The following is a 24,295-nucleotide window of genomic DNA, read 5'->3' as shown; positions in this document are numbered from 1 at the left end:
TTTATTTAATTAGTAACTTCTTAATCCTTGGTATAGGTCCAACACACTTCACTTCGTGGCAAGAAATACAAGCATTAATGGCTTTATTATAATTGGCAGTTAAATCTTCACTTGGCGACTCAAAAACAGCTTTTTGTGCTTCTAGAAAGAGTTTAGAAAACGACTCGAAATTTGCATCTCTATCACTAGGACTTGTCAACACAGCTGAATGAATGTTTTTAAACTTCTCAGGAAAACTGTTATCAAACTTACCATCAATAATCTGCTGTTTGATACTTTCGTTGTAAGCGTACATCTCGTTCATTAGTTGAGCCATTTCAGAAGTTTTCGCCATGACCAACTCTTTCTTTTCTTTAGGTTCTTCTTGTGAGTTTTTACACCCAAAAGCAACCAAAAGCAAGAGTAAAAATAGATTTTTTAAACGCATATTTATTGCTTCAATAAAACACCATCTGCTTCAAAAGCAAAAGTTCTTTCTGTCTCAGTAATAGCGTCTATTTCTTCTTTACTTTTTCCTGCGTCTTCAGCATAATGACGCAAATCATCAACAGAGGTTTCAGTTATAAAAGCTTTACCGTTAATAATAACATCGCCTTCAGCGTTTAAAGGCATAAAGAAACCATAGTCTTTAAAAGTTACTCTAATTTCTTGGTCATTTCCAAGGTCTAACTTCATCCAACACCCTTTTTTAGAACACACTTCGTTAATAGATGCAGATACTTTGGCTTGAATTGTGTCACCAACTTTTAGTGTCTTATACTTTTCAGCCATTTGCTGAATAGTTAAAGCATTATCCGCTTTTATTTCGTCACCAAAAGAAGCATAAGCAATGTTTTCAGTTTCAGTAGTCGTAGTTTCTGATGATTTCTCATTCTTACAAGAGAAAACTAAGGAAATCAACAATAAAAGAGCAAAATATTTTTTCATGATTGTAGGGTTTAGTATTGTTTTTTACGAATTGCAAATATACTATATTTAAGTGAATTATGTGTTTTTTATAAGGCTGAATTTGCGTAATTTTGCAGCCTAATACGCTAATACCAATGTCTAAATTAACCAACAGTAATATTGAAGTAACAAAAGTATCAACATCAAGAATTAATGATGTAGATTTTGAAAATTTAAGTTTTGGACAAATTTTTTCGGATCACATGCTACTTTGTACTTATAAGAATGGTGTATGGAACACACCAAAAATTGTACCTTATCAACCGCTTACTTTAGACCCATCAACTAAAATTTTTCATTACGGTCAAGCTATTTTTGAAGGGCTAAAAGCTTATAAGGATGCTAATAATGATGTGTTTTTATTTAGACCTGAAGATAATAGCAAGCGTTTAAATATTTCTGCAAAACGTATGGCCATTCCTGAATTGCCAGAAGGCTATTTTATAGAAGGTTTAAAGGCGTTATTACATGTTGATAAAGACTGGATTCCAACACAAGAGGGTAGTTCATTATATATAAGACCATTTATTTTTGCATCTGGACAAGGCTTTCATGCGTCACCATCAGATGAATACACTTTTATTATTGCTACGGCACCTTCAGGCCCTTATTTTTCAGGAAACGTTACTGTTTTAATTGAAGAGCATTATTCTAGATCTGCAAATGGTGGTGTAGGATATGCTAAAGCTGCTGGGAATTATGCTGGACAATTTTATCCAACACAATTAGCTGTTGAAAAAGGTTATAATCAAGTAATCTGGACAGATGACAACACACATGAGTATATTGAAGAAGCTGGTGCCATGAACATTTTTATTAGAATAAATGACACTTTAATTACTAGTCCAACAAGTGATAGAATTTTAGATGGCATTACTCGTAAAAGTATTATTGCTATAGCTAAAGATGAAGGTATTCAAGTAGAAGTAAGAAAAATAAGTGTGACCGAAGTAGTTGAAGCTGCGAAAAATGGAAGTTTAAAAGAAATGTTTGGAGCAGGAACTGCTGCTGTGATATCCCCAATTTCAGGGTTTGGTTTTAAAAACAAAGATTATGAATTACCTGATCTTGAAAACTCCTATGCTAGTAAATTAAAAAAACGCATTACAGATATACAAACCAATAAAGCTGAAGACACTTTTGGCTGGAGAGTTAAAGTTTAAATAAAAAAAGAGAAACAGATGCTTCTCTTTTTTTATTTCTCTAAAATCTCTTTAATATTTGGTTTAAAATAGTTTGGTCCTTTTAGCACCTTACCATCTTCTCTATAAATAGGCTCTCCATCTTCACCCAATTTACTCATGTTACTGCGCTGTATTTCGTTAAAAACCTCCTCGATTTTATGTTGCATACCATGCTCTATAATAGTTCCACAAAGAATGTATAGCATATCACCAAGCGCATCAGCCACCTCAACTAAGTCATTATCGTTTGCTGCATCTAAATATTCTTCATTTTCTTCGCGCATCAATTTATAACGCAGCATATTTTTTTCTTGTCCAAGATTTGCTTTTGGTGTTTCTAAATAGCCAATTTTAAAGGCTTTATGAAAATCTTTTACTGCTTCGATTTTGTTCTTCATATTATTCAATTAAATTCGCATAAAAATATAAAAATATGTTCAGCAAAGGACAGATCATTTTCGGAATATTATTCGCCATCACATTTATTATCGTACTTGTTTACGCCTACCGAAAAGATATTAAAATACATAGACGTTATTTTAAAGGCAGTTTGTGGGTTTTAATCTCTTTTATAGCTTTCTTACTATTTATTGTGGCCATTAAATTTATTTTTACTGATTGATTTACGTTTTTTGTTCCCAACATAATTACATTTTTAAAAATCAGTATCTTTACGTAAACCACTAAAGTAGAAATCATGAAAACAGCAAAAGTTGTCATTATTATTCTATTGATATTCATAATAGGTTCTTGTGGGTATGTTGCTGTTCAACCTAACTCGTATGATATTACTAGGTCAAAAGTTATAAAAGCTCCTGCTAAACTATTATTTAATCAAATAAAGGATTATAAAAACTGGGAAAGTTGGTCGCCTTGGATTGAAAAAGACCCATCAATTAAAATTACTTACCCAGAACAAACCAGTGGTGTTGGTAGTTCGTATTCGTGGACTAGTGACGATGGCCCAGGAACTATGAAAACTACAGCAGTGAGTGAATTTGACTCGATTTCTCAAGAAATGCAGTTTGGCAGTTTCCCTCCATCAAATGTCTATTGGAAATTTGAAAAAGTAGATGAAGGCACTCAAGTAACTTGGGGAATGAAATCAGATGAAGTGCCTTTTCTTTTAAAATTCTTTGCTCTAATAAATGGTGGCATGGACAATATGGTTGGTCCAGATTACGAACGTGGTTTAGAAAAACTAGACAGTTTAACAATGCAAAGCATGAGTAAATTTGAAGTCACTATTAATGGGATTAAAGAATATGGTGGTGGCTTTTATTTATACAAAACCTCAAATGCTAACAATGAAAACATTAGCGCAACCATGGCACAACAATATGGCAGTATTGGTATGTTTATGGCAAAAAATAACATCCCCATGAATGGTATGCCACTAACTGTTTACCAAGATATGAATATGGCCGATGGAACCGTGATAATGAGTAATGGCATTCCTGTAAGCGAAAAAATAACCATTACAGACGATAGTGGTGTGCTTTGTGGATATATTCCAAAAACCAAAGTTTTAAAAACAACCTTGAAAGGGAACTATACTAATTTATCTAAAGCTTGGACAGAAAGCATGAAGTATCTTGCTGAAATTAAATTAGAACAAAGCGATATTAAACCTTTTGAAATATACACTAATGACCCTGGTAATTTTCCAAATCCTGCCGATTGGGTAACTGAAATTTACATTCCAATTAAAGAATAGATGAAGCAGCTCTTACTAGTTTTTATTGGAGGTGGATTTGGTAGTACTTTACGCTACGTTATTGGAAAATATATGAATTCTACCGAAACAGGAATTCCTTGGGGAACTTTCACAGCAAACATTTTAGGGAGTTTACTTATTGGTATTATTCTTGGGTTTGCTGCTAAAAATGATGCATTATCTTCAAATCAAACATTGCTTCTCGCCACTGGTTTTTGTGGTGGATTCACCACATTTTCAACCTTTGCTTACGAGAACCATGTACTTTTAAAAGCTGGTGATTTCACTAGTTTTGCACTTTATACTATTGGGAGTTTCGTTGTTGGTTTTCTAGCTGTGTTTTTAGGACTATTTCTAGTAAAAAGTTTTTAGTCTTTCTTATAGTTTTTCACTCCAGCTTCTATCTTAATTGGTAAATAATTAACGCGCGGTACTATTGGACAAGAATACTTTTCATTATAAACACAATAAGGGTTATATGCTGAGTTAAAATCGATTTCCATGCTATCACCTTCAGGAATTCTTAAGTCAATATAACGCCCTCCTCCATAAGTGCTTTCTCCATTGGTTGCGTCTAAAAAAGGCAAGAATAAATAATCTTCAAAACCTTCTGTTTGCATATTTTCTTCACCTTGATACACATTTAGATTATATATTTTATCATTTATCTCAAAAGTAAGTATTCCATAAATACGTTCTTTAGATACTCTATCTGTGGTAGTTTTCATATTAAAAAACTCTGTGTCAGGTGTTCGCTTTAATTCTGCTTTCACTAAAAAAGTAGAATCATATTCAAAAAAATCTAAGCTCTCAAAATTTTCTCTATCCTTATCTTTTAAAGGAGATTTTGAAGCATCTTTAAACATTGCATTTTGTTCTTTTTGAAACTCAGTCTCACCAAGTATAGGTTTTTTTTGTTGTGAGCAACCAATTGTTACTACTAATAGAAATAACCAACTAATTTTTTTCATACTTAAATTTTCTATTACAAAAATACAACTTAAGAATATTTTGCATAGTTTTGAATAACTAAAAAACAAAAAATGAGAGTCATTGTAAATATTTGTCTTCAAAAAACCACTTATAGACTTAGTGGTTGGACACTTCATATATTACGATGATATAAATATAAAATATTACAATATATAAAGGTCCGACTGTTAAGTCGGACTTTTTACTTTTATATACCAATCAAAATTATGAAAACACTGTTCAACAATTACTTAAATACTTTTAGAGGACTCTCTAAAGAAGTTTGGTGGCTCTCGCTTATTACACTAATTAATAGAGCAGGAACCATGGTAATTCCATTTCTCTCTTTATACCTAACAGAAGACTTAAACTTCACACTTAAAGATGTAGGTTGGGTTATGACAGCATTTGGGTTAGGTGCAGTTGCTGGTGCTTGGTTAGGAGGAAAATTAACGGATAAAATTGGGTATTACAAAGTCATGGTTTCTAGTTTATTGCTTACAGGAATTATGTTTATATGCTTACAATTTTTAACAACATTTGCTTCCTTTTGTATTGGTATTTTTGTAGTGATGGTTGTGGCAGATATGTTTCGACCAGCAATGTATGTTGCTTTAAGTGCTTATAGCAAACCAGAAAACAAAACACGAAGTGTAACGCTAATTAGATTAGCAATAAATCTTGGTTTTTCTGCAGGTCCAGCCATTGGTGGTATTATTATTTCTACTGTAAGCTATACTGGATTATTTTGGGTGGACGGAATTACTTGTTTGCTAGCAACCATTGTATTACTAAATGTTTTAAATCCAAAGAAATCTAAAACTCTTGACGAAATTAAGGTCGAAAATCCAGACTCAGCTTACAGAGATATTCCATTCATTATATTTTTAGCAGGTATGATGCTTTTTGCACTAATATTTATACAATATTTCTCTACTATGCCTTTATATTATAAAGACGTACATGAATTAACTAAGATTGATATTGGATTATTATTAGGAATGAATGGCTTTTTAATTTTTGTTTTTGAAATGCCTTTAATAAAATGGCTTGAGAATAGTCGATTTTCTGTAAGCGGATTAATGCTTTTTGGTGCTATATTAACTGGTTTAAGTTTTGTTGTTTTAAACATGACTTCATGGGTTGGTATTTTAGTAATTGGAATGATACTAATGACTGTTGGAGAAATGATTGCCTTTCCTTTTTCGAATACCTTTGCAATGAAACGTGCCAAAAAAGGAAATCAAGGCGAGTATATGGCACTTTATAGTATCGCTTTTTCCACAGCACATATATTCGGTCATAATTTAGGAATGCGAATGGTAGACAATGTAGGGTTTGACAATACTTGGTATATAATTTCACTTATAGCAGGACTCTGTGTATTTCTATTTTTTATATTAAAACAATCTTTAAAGACAAGTAAAGTAAAATGAATTTGAATCAAATAACCATTCCATCTTTAGATGTTGAAAAATCGTCATCGTTTTATAAAACCTTAGGTTTAAATCTCATTGTCAATGCCTTACCACGTTATGTGCGTTTTGAATGTCCAGAAGGCGACTCTACCTTTTCAATTCATAAAGTAGACAAATTACCAGAGGAAAATGGAATCACCTTATACTTTGAAGATGAAAATTTAGATAAACTTGTTTCTGATTTAAAGCAAAAAGGAATTACCTTTATAAGCAATCCAGAAGATACAACTTGGCTATGGCGTGAAGCACATTTAAACGACCCTGATGGCAACCATATCATTTTATATCATGCTGGCAAAAACAGAAAAAATCCACCTTGGAGAATTAATTAAATGGATGTCGCATGTGACAATAAAAAAGCAATAAATATAAACACATGAAAAAAATACTTTTTATTATTTTTCTAACAGCTTCAATTATAAGCTGCAAAAATAACTCAAAAACAACCAAAGAAGAAGTAGAAACTAAAACTGAAAAACAGTTCCCTAAACTAGAACCCAACAGATATAACGTTGCCTTCTTAATAATGGATGGCACGTATAACACAGAGCTTACCGCTCCTTTCGATATTTTTCAGCATACTATTTTTAGAGAAGGCATTAAACCTATGAATGTATTTACAGTAGCTAACACCGATGACGCTATAACAACTTTTGAAGGTATGCGTATTCTCCCAGATTTCAATTACTTAGAAGATGAATTACCACAAATAGACATACTAGTAGTACCAAGTGCTGAAAACCATTTAGGCAAAGACCTTGAAGACGAAGCCATGATAAATTTTGTAAAACAAGTAGATAAAGACGCTAAATTTATAACCTCACATTGCGATGGTGCTTTTGTATTGGCAAAAGCTAAATTGCTTGACAATGTTGTCTCAACCACTTTTCCGAGTGATATAGATAAAATGCGTGAGATGTTTCCAAATCTAGACATTCGTAAAGACGTTCTTTTTGTGCACGATGATAAGTATATTACATCAGCAGGTGGTGCCAAAAGTTTTGAAGCTGCTTTGTACTTATGCGAATTTTTATATGGTAAAGAGGTAGCACAACAACTAGCTGGAGGATTAGTAATCGATTGGAATGTAGATAATGTTCCGCATTTAGTTATTGATTAACCTTAAATGTGTTAAAAATTTCATGTAATTGTAAAAGAAACCCATAATTCCTTATTTTTAGATTTCATTTTCAAACCAACCACAAATGAAATTAACAAAATTCGTTTTTGCCATAATGTTTGCTACACTTATGGTAAGTCCTGCATTAGCTCAAGATTACTTTTTTAAAGACAAAGCTCCTTTTGATTCTAATATTCCAACACCTGAAGAATTCTTAGGTTATCCCATTGGAAAACAACATACACGACATGATCAAATTGTGGCTTATTTCTACAAACTAGCTGAAGTATCTAATCGTGCTAAAATAGAAGTTTATGGATACACTCATGAAAGACGTAAGCTAGTTATGTTACATGTTTCTACTCCTGAAAACCTTAACAATTTAGAATCAATAAAATCTGAACACTTAAAATTTGTAGACCCTAATCAGTCACCAACAAATTATAATGATGTTCCTGTATTTATTCAGTTAGGTTATAATGTTCATGGTAATGAGCCTTCAAGTTCTGAAGCTGCTTTACTCACAGCCTACACTTTAGTGGCTTCAAATAATCCTGAAGTAACCAATTACTTGAACAATTCTGTCATTTTTATTGACCCAACAATTAATCCTGATGGAAGAGATAGACATACACAATGGGCAAATCAGTTTCAAGCAAAATCATTGGTATCAGATGGTTCTGATGCCGAACATAATGAAGCATGGCCAAGAGGCAGAACAAATCATTATTGGTTCGATTTAAACAGAGATTGGTTATTAGCTGTGCATCCAGAAAGTCAAGGAAAACTAAAATGGTATCATCAATGGTATCCAAATGTAGTGACCGATTTCCACGAAATGGGAACAAATAGCAATCACTTTTTTGAACCTATGAAACCTATTGGTTCTCAAGACCCAATCATGCCAAAAGAAAATTATGAAGACCTAAACAATATGTTCGCGCCTTATTTTGCTAGTGCCTTAGATGAAATAGGGTCATTTTACTACACTAAAGAATCTTTTGATGGCACATATCCAGGCTATGGAAGTTCGTATCCAGATTTACAAGGTGGTTTAGCATTATTATTTGAACAAGCAAGCTCTAGAGGTCATATTCAAGATACAGATTACGGAAAAATGACTTTCGCTTTTACAATTAGAAACCAATATGTTTCTGGAATTGCGACTATAAAAGCAGCAGTTGAAAACAAAGCATATTTGAGAGAATATCAGCAAAAATTCTTTAAATCTGCAATGACAAAAAAAGCACCAACAGGATTCTCAGCTTATGAGTTTGGTGATGCTTATGATATGAATAGAAACAAAGCATTTGTTGATTATTTACTGAAACATAAAATAAAAGTTTACAAAAACGGCGGTAAATACACAGTACCGTTAAAGCAACCACAACATAGAATGGTTCAAACTATGTTTGAAACTTATAACAAGTATAGAGATAGTGTATTTTATGATGCTTCGGCTTGGAGTGTTGCCAATTTCTACAACATGGACTATCGTGGGTTGAAAAGTGCTAATTTAGGGACAAAAGTTACTCCAGAAAACAACATAGTAACTGTTGCAAAAGTACAACCAGCTGACTACGCTTACATTATTGATTATGACGATTACAATGCGCCAGCTGCATTATATTATATGCAATCTAAAGGGCTAACTGTTGCTTCTGCATTTAAACCATTTTCAATAAAAACCTCAAGTGGTAATAAAAGTTTCAATTATGGTACACTTCTAGTGCCTGTAAGTAAACAAAAAAAATCCAGTCAGGAAGTGTATAAAATTGTTTCTGACGCACAATCAAAATATAATGTACCAATGTACACAACAGATAGTGGTTATAGCTTAACAGGAATAGATTTAGGGAGCAACAATTTTAGAGCTTTAAAAAAACCTAAAGCTGCGATGCTTATTGGTGACGGTGTAAGTTCTACTGAAGCTGGAGAAGTTTGGCATTTGCTAGACACACGTGTGCATATGCCAATAACTAAAATTCAAATGAGAAGTTTTAGAGGTGCAAATCTAGGTAAGTACAATACCTTAGTTATGGTATCTGGAAGTTATAGCGCATTAGATTCTATACAAAGACAAAAACTAAAAGATTGGACTTCTAAAGGCAATACACTTATTACCATTGCTGGTGGTTCAAAATGGGCAATTGATAGAAAACTGGTAAAAGAAGAACTTACCAAAAAGCCAAAACCAAAAAAAGACGAAAAACCAAAAGCAGTTGAAAGAAAACCTTATGTCGACGCAGGCGAAAATATGGGTAGAGAACGTTTAGGAGGTTCAATTTTTGAAGTAGACCTAGACTTAACACATCCTTTAGGGTTTGGATATCGCTCAAAAACTCTACCTGTTTATAAAAACAATAATGTCTTTATTGCACCTAGTAAAAGCCAATATAGCACCGTCGCCAAATACACAAAAAATCCACATATTGATGGGTATATTTCAGATACTAACTTAAACACTTACTTAAAACCTTCTGCATCATTAATTGTTAGTCCATTAGGGCGTGGACGTGTAGTAATGTTTGCCGATAACCCTAATTTTAGAGGTGCTTGGTATGGAACCAACAAATTATTTTTAAACGCATTATTCCTTGGTAATAAGATATCTGTTCCAACGGAGAGAAATTAAAATAAACTTATATAATGAAAAAACTAACCATCTTATTCTCGCTACTATTTGTTTTAAACGGATTCGCTCAAGATAAATATCTTGGTGACGGACCACATTCGCAACTAATAATTCGTGGTGTAACGCTCATTAATGGCGATGGTTCACCTCCTAGAGGTCCAATGGATATTATAGTGGAGAATAATAAAATTGTCAACATGCAAATTGTTGGTTACGACGGTGTTCCAATAGATGAGACAAGACGACCTAAGTTAAAAGCTGGCGGTAAAGAACTAGATGCTAATGGCATGTATTTGTTGCCTGGGTTTGTTGATATGCATGGTCATATTGGTGGTGGTGCTCAAGGAGCTAATCCTGAATACGTTTTTAAACTTTGGATGGCTCATGGTATTACGACCGTAAGACAACCTAGCGGACGAAATGCTATTGAATTGAAACGTCAAAGTGCTGCCAACGAAATTGTAGCACCTAGGATTTTTGAATATACAGGCTTCGGCTCAGGTAGTAAAAAACCTATAAGTACACCTGAAATGGCTAGAGAATGGGTGCGTCAAAATGCAAAAAATGGTGCTGATGGTATCAAGTTTTTTGGAGCCGAACCAGATATTATGACTGCAGCTTTAGATGAGAATAAAAAATTAGGTCTTCGTTCAACTGCGCATCATGCACAGTTAAGTGTAGCAAGATGGAATGTACTTCATTCAGCTAGAGCAGGAATGACCTCTATGGAACATTGGTATGGTTTACCTGAAGCGTTGTTTAATGACAGAACAGTTCAAAACTATCCTTTAGATTATAATTACCAAAACGAACAACACCGTTTTGAAGAAGCTGGTAAATTGTGGCAACAAGCGGCTGAACCTTATTCTGAACACTGGAATAATGTCATGAACGAATTGTTAGAGTTGGACTTTACACTCGACCCAACATTTAATATTTATGAAGCAAGTAGAGATTTACAACGTGCTCGTCGTGCAGAATGGCATGAAACTTACACTTTACCTTCTCTTTGGAAATTTTACGAACCTAGCAAAATAAGTCACGGAAGCTATTGGCATTATTGGGGAACAGAGCAAGAAGTTGCATGGAAAAAGAACTACCAATTATGGATGACGTTTATAAATGAATATAAAAACAGAGGTGGACGTGTCACTGTTGGTACAGACTCTGGCTTTATCTATCAGTTGTATGGTTTCGCATATCCTCGTGAATTAGAACTATTGCGCGAAGCAGGTTTTCATCCTTTAGAAGTTATTAGAGCAGCAACATTAAATGGTGCTGAAGCTTTAGGTTGGGATGATAAGATTGGCTCTGTTCAAATTGGTAAGCTTGCCGATTTTGTAATTGTAGAAGAAAATCCGTTAGTAAACTTAAAAGTCCTTTACGGTACTGGAGCAATAAAACTTACCGAAGATAATGAAGTTGTTAGAGTTGGCGGCGTAAAATACACCATTAAAGACGGTATTATTTACGATGCAAAAAGACTATTAGCAGATGTAAAAGCTATAGTAGATGCTGAAAAAGCAAAAACGAATTGGACATTAAAACAACCTGGGATTAAAAATTAAATTGGTCGTTTTATAGGATTATTTTCAATCACATCAGATAAAACAATTTGTGTTTTAGTTTCACCATAGGTTATAAGTTGGTCTATAAATTGTTCTAGATGTTGTTGGTTTCTCAACACAACTTCTAGAACAATGTTTTCATTACCAGTTATACGAAAACAATTCACCACTTCTTCAAAGGATTTTACTTTTTCTAAAAATGGTTTTAAGCGTCCCATAAACGCTCTTAAAGTGATGATTGCCTTTAGTTGGTGTCCAGTTTCTTTATATGATAGTTTGGCATAATAACCATTAATTACGCCTCCATCTTCCATTTTTCTAATACGCTCAGCAACTGCAGGTGACGATATACCTACTTTTTTAGCAATAGCAGTATTAGATTGTCGTGAATTTTCCTGTAAACACTTTAATATGTTCCAATTAAGTGAATCTAGCTTCATATTTTAAAGTTTAAAAAATAAATATATTAATATTTAAATTAAAATCGATATTTTAACTTAATTTTTAAATACAACATATTTAGTTTTCGAAGTAATTTTGAGTAATTGCTAGAAAATAATGTATACTACACCATCGCACCTATACAATTCGCCTATTTACACTAAGGCATTGGAAATCTTTTCGTTAACACGAAAAATATCCCATTATTTAAATTATGACTTATCTAATTTAAAAACTGATGGCACAGAAGACGAAAATGTGTATTTTTCTGGTGATATCGTTCAGCAATCAGAATTATTAGGTCCTGAAATAATTAAAGCTGAAATTGAACATTACAGAGATAGAAAACAAAAACACGCCGAAAGCGTTGAGCGTTTAACCAAAATGCTCTATAAAAACTGTAAGCGCTTAGAAAAGTGTAATAGTAACGGAAAAGATTTTCTACCTATACTAAGAAGAGAATTGAAAATGTTCAGGAAGCTTCAACGCAATTGGATGTTGACGCTTTAATTAACTGCAGACTTTGCAATCTTCTTTATCTTTTACTTCACCAACTAAATGTCCTTTTTTATTCATTTTAAAATCGCAGCATTCCATATATCCTTGCGCTACTAATTTTCTAGCGCGTTGAATTCTAGATTTAGCCGTAGGTATTGGTAATTTTAATTGACTGGCTACCTCAGCTTGCTTCTTGCCTTTAATATCTGCTAGAAATAAAGGGTCACGATACTTTTTAGGAAGTCGTTTTATGATGCCATACAAACAATCTGTTTCATCATGCTTTTGAAGCCCTTCCTCTATTTGAATATTATATTCTTTCAGTTCAGTGCTTAATTTATTAGTTCTAAAGTAGTCCAACATGGTATTTCTAGCGATAGTAAAAACCCATGATTTAAGTTTTTTATCATCTTTGATAGAATCTAGTTTTGTATGGATTTTAATAAAAGTATCCTGCAAAACATCATTAACTACTTCTTCATTTTTTATCTTTGATAAAAGAAATAGTTTAATATCTTGATGATATGTTTCCCAAACTTGATTCGTATTCATAAGTTAAAATGAGCGCTGATAAAACTACCAACGCTCTTATAAAATTAAGATTTAACAATTACATCCACTACAGTTACAAGATTCGCACGTGCAGTTTTTACATTGTCCGTTAGTGCAGCTATCGCAAGTACAAGTACATTCGTTATTTTTCATAAGTTAAATTTATTGTTTTCAATCGGTCATATGTAATTCGCCAATAAACATTTCAGTTATCACTAGAAGATAGTTTGGCTCATTTCATGACTATCGTTTTTATATTACACCTATAAGACGACGTTTTAATAAAAAAGATGCATTTTATAGTTACTTTTTTAATGAGATTCCAAAGCAAATTCGGAATAAGAGATTCACTGAGATGCTTCGACTTCACTCAGCATAAGTGATTCATACACTTTTCGAAAAGACAAAAAGTGATTCTCTGCTTACATATTTCTACGATACTGTCCTCCTACTTCAAACAAAGCATTAGTAATTTGCCCCAGAGAACACACTTTACAAACCTCCATTAAAGACTCAAAAATATTTTCGTTATTAATGGCCTTATGTTGTAATTCTTTCAACAATGAAGTTGTGTCGTTTGCTTTATGTAAATTTTCAAGCGTTTTAATTTGGAACTGCTTCTCTTTTTCTGTAGCTCTTATAACTTCTGCTGGTAAAACCGTTGGAGAACCTTTAGAGCTTAAAAACGTATTTACTCCAATAATTGAGAACTCTCCATTATGTTTTAAAGTCTCATAGTACAAACTTTCTTCTTGTATTTTACTACGTTGATACATAGTCTCCATAGCTCCAAGAACACCTCCTCTTTCAGTTATTCTATCAAACTCCATTAATACTGCCTCCTCCACTAAATCGGTTAATTCTTCAATAATAAATGACCCTTGAATTGGGTTTTCATTTTTGGCTAATCCCAATTCTTTATTAATGATTAATTGAATTGCCATGGCACGACGAACACTTTCTTCAGTCGGTGTGGTAATAGCTTCATCGTAAGCATTGGTGTGTAATGAGTTACAATTATCATAAATAGCATACAAAGCTTGAAGCGTTGTACGAATATCGTTAAAGTCAATTTCCTGAGCATGCAAGCTACGTCCAGACGTTTGAATATGATACTTAAGCATTTGCGCTCTCGCATTTGCTCCATATTTATGCTTCATCGCTTTAGCCCAAATTTTTCGCGCTACACGACCAATAACCGCATATTCAGGGTCAATACCATTTGAAAAGAAGAATGACAGGTTTGGACCAAATTTATTGATATCCATTCCTCTTGACAGATAATACTCAACATAAGTAAATCCGTTAGATAATGTTAGAGCCAATTGCGTAATTGGGTTCGCTCCTGCTTCAGCAATATGATAGCCTGAAATAGATACTGAATAAAAGTTACGCACATTATTCTCGATAAAATATTCTTGTACGTCTCCCATTAATCGCAATGCAAACTCCGTAGAGAAAATACAAGTATTTTGTGCTTGGTCTTCTTTTAAAATATCTGCTTGAACGGTTCCACGAACTTGAGCAATCGTTTTTACTTTAATATCTTGATACACCTCTTCTGGTAACACTTGGTCACCAGTGACGCCTAACAACATCAAACCTAATCCGTTGTTTCCTTCTGGTAAATCGCCATTGTATTTCGGACGTTCTTTCCCTTTATAAATCTTAGCTATTTTGGCTTCAACCTCTTTTTCAAGTCCATTATCTTTAATGTAGATTTCGCATTGTTGGTCAATAGCAGCATTCATAAAAAAGCCTAACAACATTGGCGCTGGGCCATTAATGGTCATACTCACGGATGTCATCACATTAGCTAAATCGAAACCAGAATACAATTTCTTTGCATCGTCCAAACAGCAGATAGATACTCCCGCATTTCCAATTTTCCCATAAATATCAGGACGTAAATCTGGGTCGTTTCCATAAAGTGTTACACTATCAAAAGCAGTAGATAAACGCTTTGCTGGTAAACCTGCGCTCACGTAATGGAAACGTCTGTTGGTACGCTCTGGACCACCTTCACCAGCAAACATACGAGCTGGGTCTTCACCAGTTCTTTTAAAAGGGTACAATCCTGATGCATAAGGAAATTCTCCTGGTACATTTTCTTGTAAACACCATTTTAAAATATCTCCCCAAGCTTGATACTTTGGTAATGCCACTTTAGGAATTTGAGTATGTGATAAAGACTCTGTATGAGTTTCAATTTTTATTTCTTTATCTCTTACTTTAAATGAGTAAATAGGGTTTTTGTATTTATTTACTTTATCGTCCCAACCAGTTATCACTTCCCAATTATAAGGGTCTAAATTTAGTTTTACTCGGTCGAATTCTCCAATAAGCATTCTAACAAAATCTTTGTTCTCGACTGCGCTCGAACTGACAGATTTACTATCTATTCCTGATTTATCTAATTCTAGTTTGACACCAGTTACGGATTCAATAGTTTTATAAATTCCATAGAGTTTTTGAGCCACTTCAACTTGCTCCGTAGCTTTGCTATCATAAGCACGATTATTCTCTGCTATTTCTGATAAATAACGTGTTCTATTTGGTGGAATGACAAAAATCTTTTCGCTCATTTCATCAGAAATCTCAAACGTCGATTTCAAATCAGCATCAGTTTTTTCAACCAATTTATCCATAACCGCTTTGTAAAGCGTATTCATTCCTGGATCGTTGAACTGTGAAGCAATAGTGCCAAAAACTGGTAAATCATCTTGGTGCACATCCCAAAGATTATTGTTACGCATATATTGTTTTTTCACATCACGTAAAGCATCTAAAGAGCCTCGTTTATCAAACTTGTTAATTGCTACTAAATCTGCGAAATCAAGCATATCGATTTTCTCAAGCTGTGTTGCTGCACCAAATTCAGGTGTCATAACATACAACGACACGTCAGAATGTTCAATAATTTCGGTATCCGATTGTCCGATTCCTGAAGTCTCCAAAATAATCAAATCGTATTCAGCAGCTTTTAAAACTTCAACTGCTTCATTAACGTGTTTTGATAATGCTAAATTAGATTGACGTGTAGCTAAACTTCGCATATATACTCTAGGAGAATTAATAGAATTCATACGAATTCTATCTCCTAAAAGTGCGCCTCCTGTTTTACGTTTGGAAGGGTCAACTGAAATTAATCCTACTGTTTTCTCAGGAAAATCAATTAAAAAACGACGTACTAATTCATCAACTAACGATGATTTTCCAGCACCTCCAGTTCCTGTTATCCCTAATACTGGAGTTTTAGAATTTTTATTCTTATTGTGAATTTTATCTAAGGAATCTTTCGCAACTTCAGGGAAATTTTCAGCCGAAGAAATAACTCTTGCAATAGCTTTTGGGTTTTTCTCTTCAAGAATATCTACTTCTCCATTCAAAACATCTCCAATAGCAAAATCAGATTGCTGAACCAAATCGTTAATCATGCCTTGAAGTCCAAGTTCTCTACCATCATCTGGAGAATAAATACGTGTAATACCATAATCCATCAAGTCCTTAATTTCTGAAGGTAGTATCACGCCTCCACCTCCACCAAAAATCTTGATGTGCTCTGCTCCTTTTTCCTTTAGCAAATCATACATATACTTGAAATACTCATTGTGTCCTCCTTGATAGGAAGTCAATGCAATGGCATTTGCATCTTCTTGAATAGCTGTGTTAACCACTTCCTCCACACTTCTATCATGTCCTAAATGAATCACTTCAACTCCTGTCGCTTGAATGATTCTTCGCATGATATTTATGGACGCATCATGACCATCAAATAGTGATGCTGCAGTTACTATTCGTACTTTATGTTTTGGTTTGTATGGTGTTACTTGTTGCATTCGTAATGATGTGAGTTTTTAACGTTGCAAATTTACGGAATATTGAAAAATTTATCGCCTTTATTATGAATAATATAAGTTTCTATAAATCATAGATATCACCTCGTTTCGCAAATTTGAATCCAAGATTTATAATACTATCTTTTAATCGATGTGAGTCTTTTATTGTTGGATTTGAATGATTAAAGTGAATGAAATGGATTTTGTTTTTCGTTTCTAAATCTTCATTTTCGAACAAGGTTGTCGTTTGAGTGGTAAAAGGATGCGGAATTTTACTCATATCCCTGTCTAACTCTCCATCTCTAAAAAAAGACGCATCTACAAAAGCGTAATCTACTTTTTTGACTTCTTCGATAATGTTACGTTCCCATTTTTCCCATTTGTCAATGTCTGGAATAAACAATGCTTTTTTGTGTTGTCCTTCAATGATATAGCCAACCGTTTCAGAATATTCATCACGATGTGGCACTAAAAATGGTGTTACTTTTAAATTATTATTTAATGATACCACTGAATCATGCTGAATAGGTTTTATATCAATATTTTTAAAAGCTAGTAACTGACTCCAAGGACCACTAGTCTCTAAATATTGTTTCATTCTTGGCATAGCATATACTGGCACTTTATTTGCTCCTAAGGCTTCAAAACCTAAATACATTAACCCTGTGTAGTGACCTATATGTGCATGTGTTAAAAAGACGCCATCTATGATATTTCCATTATCTATGTGGTCAGTTTTAAGAATTTGTGTTTGCTGCGTAAAATCAGGTGTTGCATCAAAGATGTATTTCTTTTTATCAACTAAATCGACCAATCCTAAACACGATACTAGCTTTTTAGGTTCTTCTCCATCGTAAAAGGATTTGCAACAATCGTTGTCACAATTAATATGAGGATAGCCTGCATCTTGTGCTATACCAAGTACAGTAATATACTGCTTAGGTTTTTTAGTTTCAATGGCTGTCTCAGTAATCACTTTAGTTTCATTCTTAGAATTACAATTGAATAATCCCAAAAAACATATTAGGCATAAAATTTGAATAGTTCTCATCTGTAAAATTTATCTTTGTTAAAGATAGAAAACCTTAAACTATGTTGAAACGAATAATTGCCCTAATCTTAATTTTAAATGTAACTGCTTGTGCTGAGTTACAACAAGTCGTCAACCAAATGCCTCAAGGAGGTTTGGGGAATGCCGAAATTGCTTCTGGTTTGCGTCAAGCTCTTGACTTTGGAATTGACAAACAAGTAAGTAAACTAACTGCTGAAGATGGCTTTTTTAAAAATGAATTAGTAAAGATTTTACTTCCAGAAGAATTACAAAAAGTTGATAAAGCATTGCGTGATATTGGTTTAAGCAACCTAGCAGACGAAGGTCTGAAAATACTCAATAGAGCTGCAGAAGATGCTGTAAAGGAAGCAACGCCTATTTTTGTAAACGCTGTTAAAGAGATTACGTTTGCAGATGCTAAAAACATATTACTTGGTGCAGATAATGCAGCTACACTATACTTAACAAACAAAACAGAAACCGCTTTATACGATAAATTTAATCCTGTGATTAAAAACTCGTTTAGTAAAGTTGGTGCTGACCAAATTTGGGAGAATTTAATTAACAAATACAACTCCATTCCGTTTACTAATAACGTGAATCCTGATTTAACTGATTATGTTACTGGTGAAGCCTTAAAAGGCGTTTACACCATGATTTCAGTTGAAGAAAAAGAAATCAGAAACAAGGTTTCTTCAAGAACTACTGATTTGTTGAGACGTGTGTTTGCGTTGCAGGATTAAAAACGAATCTTTATCTTGGTTTAACAACGTTTAAGAAAACCTAGTTAGATTAATCCTATTCAATTGAAAACAGAAAAAGAAGAATTTGAATATGTTTATGTTGAGAATGATGGAACAGTGCGTGAATTAGACAATGAAGAAATTGAATATTTACGAACTGAATTCGAGCCAACAGATGGAGCAAGACCATATATTAAAAGCAGCTATAATCAGTTGACACCTGACAATAAAATTTCAGGGTTTTTACAAAGAAATAAAGTACCAAAGAATATTGAAATAATAAAAACTGATTTAAGATATTTAGAAATTAGATTTCCAATTAGTATTTACGATTCTGGTAAAGTTATAGAATTACCCATTGGAATTTATAGTGTAAAAGTTCTCGGTGGTTGGGATGTTTCGATTGGTAATTTTACATTCGTTTTGACAAACAAAGAAAACCAAAAAATAGTTAATCCAAAAATAACAAATTGGCGAGTTCAATCTTTTGAATTTGGGAAAAGAGCTAAAAAAATAATGGTTTTGGACATTACAGAACATGGAAATTATTTTATTGAATTTAAAAATCAAGAGAGCTTAAAGGTTAGACCTTCAAATTTAAGAATTGCAAGACTGTTTGAAAGGCATATTCCCAATCAACAATTACAAATCTGGATTGGCTGAAAATAAAAACTTATTTGAAAATAATTAATTGCAATTTCTTGACATAGATTTATCATTTAACTCTTTTATACAAACCATCAAAAGCCACAGTAATATCTTTGTCATTGGTAATAGTTTCCCAGTACTGTCGTACAGTGCCATCGTCATTTTTAGTCCAAGTTACACGATGGTAAAAGGGTTCTCCCTTTTGGTTTTTGGCAACATCCGTTTGTAAAATCATTTGGTTACCTACTCTGTTTCCTTTTAGGTGTAAACTTCCGCCTTGGTTATCAATCCAAATTTGCTCCCATTGCTTTTTTGCAGCATTGTAAAAATTATTACTTGTCCCAGTAAAACCTGGAGTTGCGCTAGTCCAATTTTCACGTAACACACAATTGTCTTGAACTTTTTCAATAACATTAGTTCCAGCTGCACTTCCATTTGGATTTGTTACTGTCCAACTACCAACCCAAAAGTCAAATTCGGCATGTTTTTCTGTACAGCAATTACAAGTATTATTATTAGTTTGAGAGTTTACAGTTATTGTCATGAAACAGATAACTAATAATGTGAACAAGGGTTTCATTTGATTAGGTTTTTTTGATTGCCTTTTAAAGATATTAAATCATAATTAATCTAAATCTAATATTAACATAACATTAAATAGTACCTCTAATAGAATCTCTTCAATGAAATAATTAACACAATAAATTCAACGAGTATATTTTTTATTAACAATTTAAGATTTAAGTTGCTGTTATGCAATATTTTAAATATATTAATACTTTGTTATATGAATTAATCATGACCAAGGTTTCAACCTTTATTGAAGACCAAATTAGATTAAACAATAAGTACAAACAGCTTATTGAGGAAGCCTATAATCTAAGACAAACGGATCATGCCTTAAGTGACATTTCGGAGTTTCGAGCTATAAAACTTTTGGACGAGCTTAATAAGCTTAAATTTTTATCAAGAGAACAACAACAAGCTTCTATTTGATTATTTATCAATTCTTTAACTTTTTAGAAACATCCAAATAATAGAGATTCTCGTAATTTAAATAAAAAACTATGAGTACACATTTCTGTAAAGTTGGAAAAATTAAACCTAACCTCAACAAAATTTTAAGTTTGAAGGAACTTGAAAGTAGAATTGCAAATTTTGTTGAAGATGTGAGCAAACTAGACAAAACAAAAGATTGGAATGCCAGTTTATAAACTAAAACCTAATTAGTTTAACGAGTTCAATTCTGACTCCATTTCTAACTGAAGCACTTTTGCTTTTGCAGCTGCAGCTTGCGCAAAATCTTCTTGATTTGAAGCATAAATAATTCCTCTGGATGAATTAATTAATAATCCAATATTATTGTTCATTCCATATTTACAAACCTCTTGTAGGTTTCCTCCTTGAGCTCCAACTCCAGGGACTAATAAAAAACTATCTGGAATAATGTTTCTAATATCAGCTAAGAACTCAGCTTTTGTAGCACCAACTACGTACATTAAACTCTCAGAATTTTGCCAAGACTTAGAAGTTTCTAAAACTTGTTTGTATAATTCTATTCCATCTACAGTTTTTGTCTGAAAATCGAAAGCACCTTGATTAGATGTTAATGCTAACAAAATAGTATGCTTATCCTCAAATGCTAAAAATGGTTCTACTGAATCCTTTCCCATATAAGGCGCTACAGTTACACTATCAAACCCTAAATCCTCAAAAAACGCTTTGGCATACATAGTGCTTGTGTTACCAATATCACCGCGTTTAGCATCAGCAATAGTGAAAATCTCAGGATGTTTCTTGTTAAGATAGTTTATAGTTTTTTCTAGTGCCTGCCATCCTTTTATACTATAAGCTTCATAAAACGCTGTATTAGGTTTATAAGCCACACATAAGTGATGAGTAGCATCAATAATCGCTTTATTAAATGCGAAAATTGGGTCGTCTTCTTTTAATAAATGCTGAGGGATTTTATTTAAATCGACATCTAACCCTATGCATAGAAAGGATTTCTTTTTTTTGATTTGACTTACTAGTTGTTGTGTTGTCATTAAAACTTAAATATAAGAGTTCCTAAAATATTTTCTTCTTCTACAAATCCTCTATATCTTGAATCCAAGGAATTATCTCGATTATCACCTAAGAAGAAGTATTTATTTTTTGGCATTACTATTGGTCCAAAATTATTAATGTTCCAGTTTGAAGTTTTTGATGAAATATCTGTTGAAACTCCCTCACTCTCAACCTCATTGAATCGCTCAATTTTCACCGGAAGCTCACTAACAAAACTATCATCTAAAAAAGTTAAAATTGAATCATTCGAAATAGGGTAAGCCAAAAATGACTCATCTTTTTCAAAAGACTCCTTAATATAGTCGTCATAGAATTCTTTACTGATTTTATAACTATATCTAAGATTCAAACTATCATCTATATTTTGATCATTTACAAAAAAGCTTCCATTTCTACACTCAAGTTTATCTCCAGGTAATGCTATCAATCTTTTTATGTATGCACTACCATGCAAACTATCAGAAAACTTAAAATATGTAAAGTCTAGTGCTTTAGGCTTTACAAGATTTGAACCAATGAAACGAGAATTTAAACTTAAATTAGGCTCATTTGAAGTACTTGGTACATTAAAAAATCTTAAAGCTCCAAAAAATCTTAAAACCCCGAATAGGACCAATATTCCAATTAATATAATTCTAAAGGTTTTTTTCTTCATAAAAAAAAGCCTCAAAAAGAGACTTGGATTTTATATCACGTCATCACTAGCCTTCAACATCTCAGTGTTTTCAGCTAACATTAATTCGTCTATTATTTTTTGAATGTCACCATTAATGATATTAGACAAATCATACAACGTTAAACCTATTCTATGATCTGTAACTCGTCCTTGTGGATAATTATAGGTTCTAATTTTTGCACTTCTATCACCTGATGACACCATACTCTTTCTCTTCTCGGAATCTGCCGCTTGTTTCTTTGCCAATTCCATTTCATATAAACGTGAACGTAAAACTTTTAAAGCTTTCTCAAGGTTTTTGTGTGATGATTTCTGGTCTTGGCAACTTACAATCATTCCTGTTGGTTCGTGATGTAATTTAATTGCCGAATACGTTGTATTAACCGATTGTCCTCCAGGACCAGTTGAAGTGGTACGCTCAATTCGTACCTCGCTCATATCTAATTCTACATCAAATTCTTCGGCCTCAGGAAGCACCATTACTGTCGCTGCAGATGTATGAACCCTACCTTGAGTCTCTGTTTGAGGCACACGTTGTACACGGTGTACACCAGCTTCAAACTTCATGGTTCCATAAACATCTTCACCTGAGACTTCAAAAATTATTTCTTTATAACCTCCAGAGGTTCCTTCACTCAAACTAACAACATCTACCTTCCATCCTTTATCGCTACAATATTTTGAGTACATTCTATATAAATCTCCTGCAAAAATACTTGCCTCATCGCCTCCTGTTCCTGCGCGTACTTCTACAACCACATTCTTCGCATCATCTGGGTCTTTAGGTATTAACAAAAACCTGATTTCTTCTTCTAAGTCCGGTAATTCAGCCTTAGCTTCTTCTAATTGCATTTTTGCCATTTCAACCATTTCGGCATCACTACCATCTGCAATGATTTCTTCGGCTTCGGCTATATTATCTGTTAAAGATTTATAGATTTCGCCTTTATCAACAATTTTTTTTAGGTCTTTATATTCTTTATTTAATTGTATATAACGCTTTTGGTCTGTAATTATGTCTGGCTGAATAATTAAATCACTTACCTCATCAAAACGTTGTTTTACTATTTGAATTTTTTCTAGCATCTGCTTATGTGAATTGTGTCGCAAAAATACGATAATTTATGAATTTTCAATGAAGTAAAATCTTAGCAAGCAATACAAAATATTTACATACATTAACCGTTTATTTGTGTATATGCAGCAATTAATGTCCATAATGGCTTTTTATAGATCGTATGTTTTATGGTCTTTTTTTATTAATATCTTCATTGTGATAGTTAATCCAAATATTTTTGCCGCAATAGCTACTAAACTACTGTTAACCATATTTTTATGGTATTTAGTTAACGAAACTTCAGCAAAAAGAAAACTCGTTTTTTATAAAAATCTAGGCATATCAACATTTAAGCTATTTTCGGTTTTATTTTTTGTCGATATTTTAATAACTATTACCTTTCTACTCCTCATTAAGGAATTTATATGATTCTTGAAATTGATAATGTAGAATTAAACTTTAACTCCAAACGTATTTTAAGCGGTATTTACCTCAAAGCTGAAACTGGAAGAGTGGTTGGCATCCTTGGTAGTAATGGTTGTGGAAAAACGTCACTACTTAATATAATTTTTGGAAATATTCAACCAAAATATAAATTGATACGCATAGACAAAAAGCCTGTTTTGAAACCATTATATTTAACAAAGCTGGTTAAATATTTACCTCAGCATACATTCTTGCCTAATTTAAAACTTCCTTCAGTATTTAAATTATTTCATGTGGACTGGGAGGATTTTATTTTGCATTTTCCAGCTTTTTCAAAATACAAAAAGACTAAAATAAGCAGGTTATCTGGAGGAGAACAACGCATTGTCGAAATCTATTTGATTCTAAAAAGTAATAGTGAAATTGTATTATTAGATGAACCATTTTCCCATATCGCACCTTTACAAATTGAGAAAATAAAGCAACTTATTAGCATTGAGAAACTAGAAAAAATTATTATTATAACCGATCACTTATACTCGCATATTATTGAAACCTCTGATGAAATTTATCTATTAAAAAACGGTTGCTCAAAAAAAATTGATAAGCTAAACGAACTTGAAGATTATAAATATTTAAGCAAAGGTAGCTTAACTTAATTCTTAATTAAGA

At 32.9% G+C, this 24,295-nt stretch carries 26 protein-coding genes; 14 read left to right on the top strand and 12 right to left on the bottom strand.

The features are described from left to right. Nucleotide 1 precedes the first annotated feature (1 nt). Nucleotides 2-427 carry a hypothetical protein gene (locus HB672_RS06450; RefSeq protein WP_167609549.1) on the bottom strand — a complete coding sequence of 142 codons (426 nt, stop codon included), beginning with the start codon at nt 425-427 and terminating at the stop codon, nt 2-4. Between the two features lie 2 nt (nt 428-429). After that, entirely contained in the window at nt 430-927 is a 498-nt protein-coding gene (locus HB672_RS06445; protein ID WP_167609546.1) for a DUF4920 domain-containing protein, read from the bottom strand. A 116-nt stretch (nt 928-1,043) separates the two neighbouring features. On the opposite strand from HB672_RS06445, the gene HB672_RS06440 reads away from it, so the two are divergent. After that, nucleotides 1,044-2,111 (top strand): branched-chain amino acid aminotransferase, encoded by a 1,068-nt coding sequence (locus HB672_RS06440; RefSeq protein ID WP_167609542.1) that lies wholly within the window; start codon nt 1,044-1,046, stop codon nt 2,109-2,111. 32 nt (nt 2,112-2,143) lie between these two features. Here the strand turns inward: HB672_RS06440 and HB672_RS06435 are convergent, their stop codons facing one another. Further along, complete coding sequence (locus tag HB672_RS06435) at nt 2,144-2,530, bottom strand: nucleoside triphosphate pyrophosphohydrolase family protein (RefSeq protein WP_167609539.1); 387 nt, start codon at nt 2,528-2,530, stop codon at nt 2,144-2,146. Between the two features lie 299 nt (nt 2,531-2,829). Here HB672_RS06435 and HB672_RS06430 point away from each other — a divergent pair, with 299 nt between their 5' ends. Together HB672_RS06430 and crcB are read left to right on the top strand one after the other, a co-directional pair. After that, complete coding sequence (locus HB672_RS06430) at nt 2,830-3,849, top strand: SRPBCC family protein (RefSeq protein WP_167609536.1); 1,020 nt, start codon at nt 2,830-2,832, stop codon at nt 3,847-3,849. Beyond that, the gene (crcB, locus tag HB672_RS06425; RefSeq protein ID WP_167609533.1) at nt 3,850-4,221 is read left to right on the top strand and encodes a fluoride efflux transporter CrcB; all 372 of its coding nucleotides are present in this window, start codon (nt 3,850-3,852) and stop codon (nt 4,219-4,221) included. Here crcB and HB672_RS06420 read toward each other — a convergent pair. Beyond that, entirely contained in the window at nt 4,218-4,820 is a 603-nt protein-coding gene (locus HB672_RS06420) for a DUF1684 domain-containing protein (protein WP_167609530.1), read from the bottom strand. The two genes, crcB and HB672_RS06420, sit on opposite strands and share 4 nt — an antisense overlap. A 228-nt stretch (nt 4,821-5,048) precedes the next feature. Between HB672_RS06420 and HB672_RS06415 the strand changes: the two genes are divergently transcribed. The 5 genes from HB672_RS06415 to HB672_RS06395 all read left to right on the top strand — a co-directional run bounded on the left by HB672_RS06415 (nt 5,049) and on the right by HB672_RS06395 (nt 11,622). Next, on the top strand, nt 5,049-6,257 hold the full coding sequence (locus HB672_RS06415; RefSeq protein ID WP_167609527.1) for an MFS transporter: 1,209 nt from the start codon (nt 5,049-5,051) through the stop codon (nt 6,255-6,257). Continuing rightward, nucleotides 6,254-6,631 carry a VOC family protein gene (locus HB672_RS06410; RefSeq protein ID WP_167609524.1) on the top strand — a complete coding sequence of 126 codons (378 nt, stop codon included), beginning with the start codon at nt 6,254-6,256 and terminating at the stop codon, nt 6,629-6,631. The genes HB672_RS06415 and HB672_RS06410 overlap by 4 nt, the downstream gene beginning before the upstream one ends. A gap of 44 nt (nt 6,632-6,675) precedes the next feature. Beyond that, nucleotides 6,676-7,419 carry a DJ-1/PfpI family protein gene (locus HB672_RS06405; protein WP_167609520.1) on the top strand — a complete coding sequence of 248 codons (744 nt, stop codon included), beginning with the start codon at nt 6,676-6,678 and terminating at the stop codon, nt 7,417-7,419. An 85-nt stretch (nt 7,420-7,504) separates the two neighbouring features. Then, nucleotides 7,505-10,054: a M14 family zinc carboxypeptidase gene (locus tag HB672_RS06400; RefSeq protein WP_167609515.1), complete on the top strand. Its 2,550-nt coding sequence runs from the start codon at nt 7,505-7,507 to the stop codon at nt 10,052-10,054. A gap of 14 nt (nt 10,055-10,068) precedes the next feature. After that, a complete protein-coding gene (locus HB672_RS06395) occupies nt 10,069-11,622 on the top strand; it encodes an amidohydrolase family protein (protein WP_167609512.1) in 1,554 nt (517 codons plus the stop codon). Here the strand turns inward: HB672_RS06395 and HB672_RS06390 are convergent. Beyond that, a complete protein-coding gene (locus HB672_RS06390) occupies nt 11,619-12,062 on the bottom strand; it encodes an Lrp/AsnC family transcriptional regulator (RefSeq protein WP_167609507.1) in 444 nt (147 codons plus the stop codon). The two genes, HB672_RS06395 and HB672_RS06390, sit on opposite strands and share 4 nt — an antisense overlap. A gap of 118 nt (nt 12,063-12,180) precedes the next feature. Here HB672_RS06390 and HB672_RS06385 point away from each other — a divergent pair, with 118 nt between their 5' ends. Continuing rightward, nucleotides 12,181-12,573, top strand: coding sequence for a hypothetical protein (locus tag HB672_RS06385; protein ID WP_167609504.1), 393 nt, complete (start codon nt 12,181-12,183; stop codon nt 12,571-12,573). Here HB672_RS06385 and HB672_RS06380 read toward each other — a convergent pair whose 3' ends face one another. The 3 genes from HB672_RS06380 to HB672_RS06370 form a co-directional block, all read right to left on the bottom strand. Beyond that, nucleotides 12,574-13,113 carry a sigma-70 family RNA polymerase sigma factor gene (locus HB672_RS06380; RefSeq protein WP_167609501.1) on the bottom strand — a complete coding sequence of 180 codons (540 nt, stop codon included), beginning with the start codon at nt 13,111-13,113 and terminating at the stop codon, nt 12,574-12,576. A 422-nt stretch (nt 13,114-13,535) separates the two neighbouring features. Then, nucleotides 13,536-16,952 (bottom strand): methylmalonyl-CoA mutase family protein, encoded by a 3,417-nt coding sequence (locus HB672_RS06375; protein ID WP_167609498.1) that lies wholly within the window; start codon nt 16,950-16,952, stop codon nt 13,536-13,538. Between the two features lie 82 nt (nt 16,953-17,034). After that, on the bottom strand, nt 17,035-18,003 hold the full coding sequence (locus HB672_RS06370) for an MBL fold metallo-hydrolase (protein ID WP_167609495.1): 969 nt from the start codon (nt 18,001-18,003) through the stop codon (nt 17,035-17,037). A 41-nt stretch (nt 18,004-18,044) separates the two neighbouring features. Between HB672_RS06370 and HB672_RS06365 the strand changes: the two genes are divergently transcribed. Both HB672_RS06365 and HB672_RS06360 read left to right on the top strand, forming a co-directional pair. Next, the gene (locus tag HB672_RS06365) at nt 18,045-18,746 is read left to right on the top strand and encodes a DUF4197 domain-containing protein (protein ID WP_167609492.1); all 702 of its coding nucleotides are present in this window, start codon (nt 18,045-18,047) and stop codon (nt 18,744-18,746) included. Between the two features lie 63 nt (nt 18,747-18,809). Beyond that, a complete protein-coding gene (locus HB672_RS06360) occupies nt 18,810-19,409 on the top strand; it encodes a hypothetical protein (protein WP_167609489.1) in 600 nt (199 codons plus the stop codon). A gap of 52 nt (nt 19,410-19,461) precedes the next feature. Here HB672_RS06360 and HB672_RS06355 read toward each other — a convergent pair whose 3' ends face one another. Further along, nucleotides 19,462-19,938 carry a hypothetical protein gene (locus HB672_RS06355; RefSeq protein ID WP_244306578.1) on the bottom strand — a complete coding sequence of 159 codons (477 nt, stop codon included), beginning with the start codon at nt 19,936-19,938 and terminating at the stop codon, nt 19,462-19,464. 254 nt (nt 19,939-20,192) lie between these two features. Here HB672_RS06355 and HB672_RS06350 point away from each other — a divergent pair, with 254 nt between their 5' ends. Then, the gene (locus tag HB672_RS06350; protein ID WP_167609483.1) at nt 20,193-20,390 is read left to right on the top strand and encodes a Lacal_2735 family protein; all 198 of its coding nucleotides are present in this window, start codon (nt 20,193-20,195) and stop codon (nt 20,388-20,390) included. A 71-nt stretch (nt 20,391-20,461) separates the two neighbouring features. Further along, nucleotides 20,462-20,608, top strand: a complete 147-nt coding sequence (locus tag HB672_RS06345) for a hypothetical protein (RefSeq protein ID WP_167609480.1) — start codon at nt 20,462-20,464, stop codon at nt 20,606-20,608. A 12-nt stretch (nt 20,609-20,620) separates the two neighbouring features. On the opposite strand, the gene pyrF is transcribed toward HB672_RS06345, so the two are convergent. From pyrF to prfA, 3 genes are read right to left on the bottom strand one after another with little or no spacing between them, the layout of a single operon-like run. Next, nucleotides 20,621-21,442: an orotidine-5'-phosphate decarboxylase gene (pyrF, locus tag HB672_RS06340; protein WP_167609477.1), complete on the bottom strand. Its 822-nt coding sequence runs from the start codon at nt 21,440-21,442 to the stop codon at nt 20,621-20,623. Beyond that, on the bottom strand, nt 21,442-22,119 hold the full coding sequence (gene lepB, locus HB672_RS06335) for a signal peptidase I (RefSeq protein ID WP_167609474.1): 678 nt from the start codon (nt 22,117-22,119) through the stop codon (nt 21,442-21,444). The genes pyrF and lepB overlap by 1 nt, the downstream gene beginning before the upstream one ends. Before the next feature lie 30 nt (nt 22,120-22,149). Further along, entirely contained in the window at nt 22,150-23,226 is a 1,077-nt protein-coding gene (gene prfA, locus HB672_RS06330; protein WP_167609471.1) for a peptide chain release factor 1, read from the bottom strand. Between the two features lie 396 nt (nt 23,227-23,622). Between prfA and HB672_RS06325 the strand changes: the two genes are divergently transcribed. Then, a complete protein-coding gene (locus HB672_RS06325; protein WP_167609468.1) occupies nt 23,623-24,282 on the top strand; it encodes an ATP-binding cassette domain-containing protein in 660 nt (219 codons plus the stop codon). Nucleotides 24,283-24,295: the final 13 nt, after the last annotated feature.

It is taken from the genome of Gaetbulibacter sp. S0825 (genome assembly GCF_011777505.1).
GTDB lineage: Bacteria > Bacteroidota > Bacteroidia > Flavobacteriales > Flavobacteriaceae > Pontimicrobium.
This window is presented reverse-complemented; position numbering and strand designations above follow the sequence as displayed.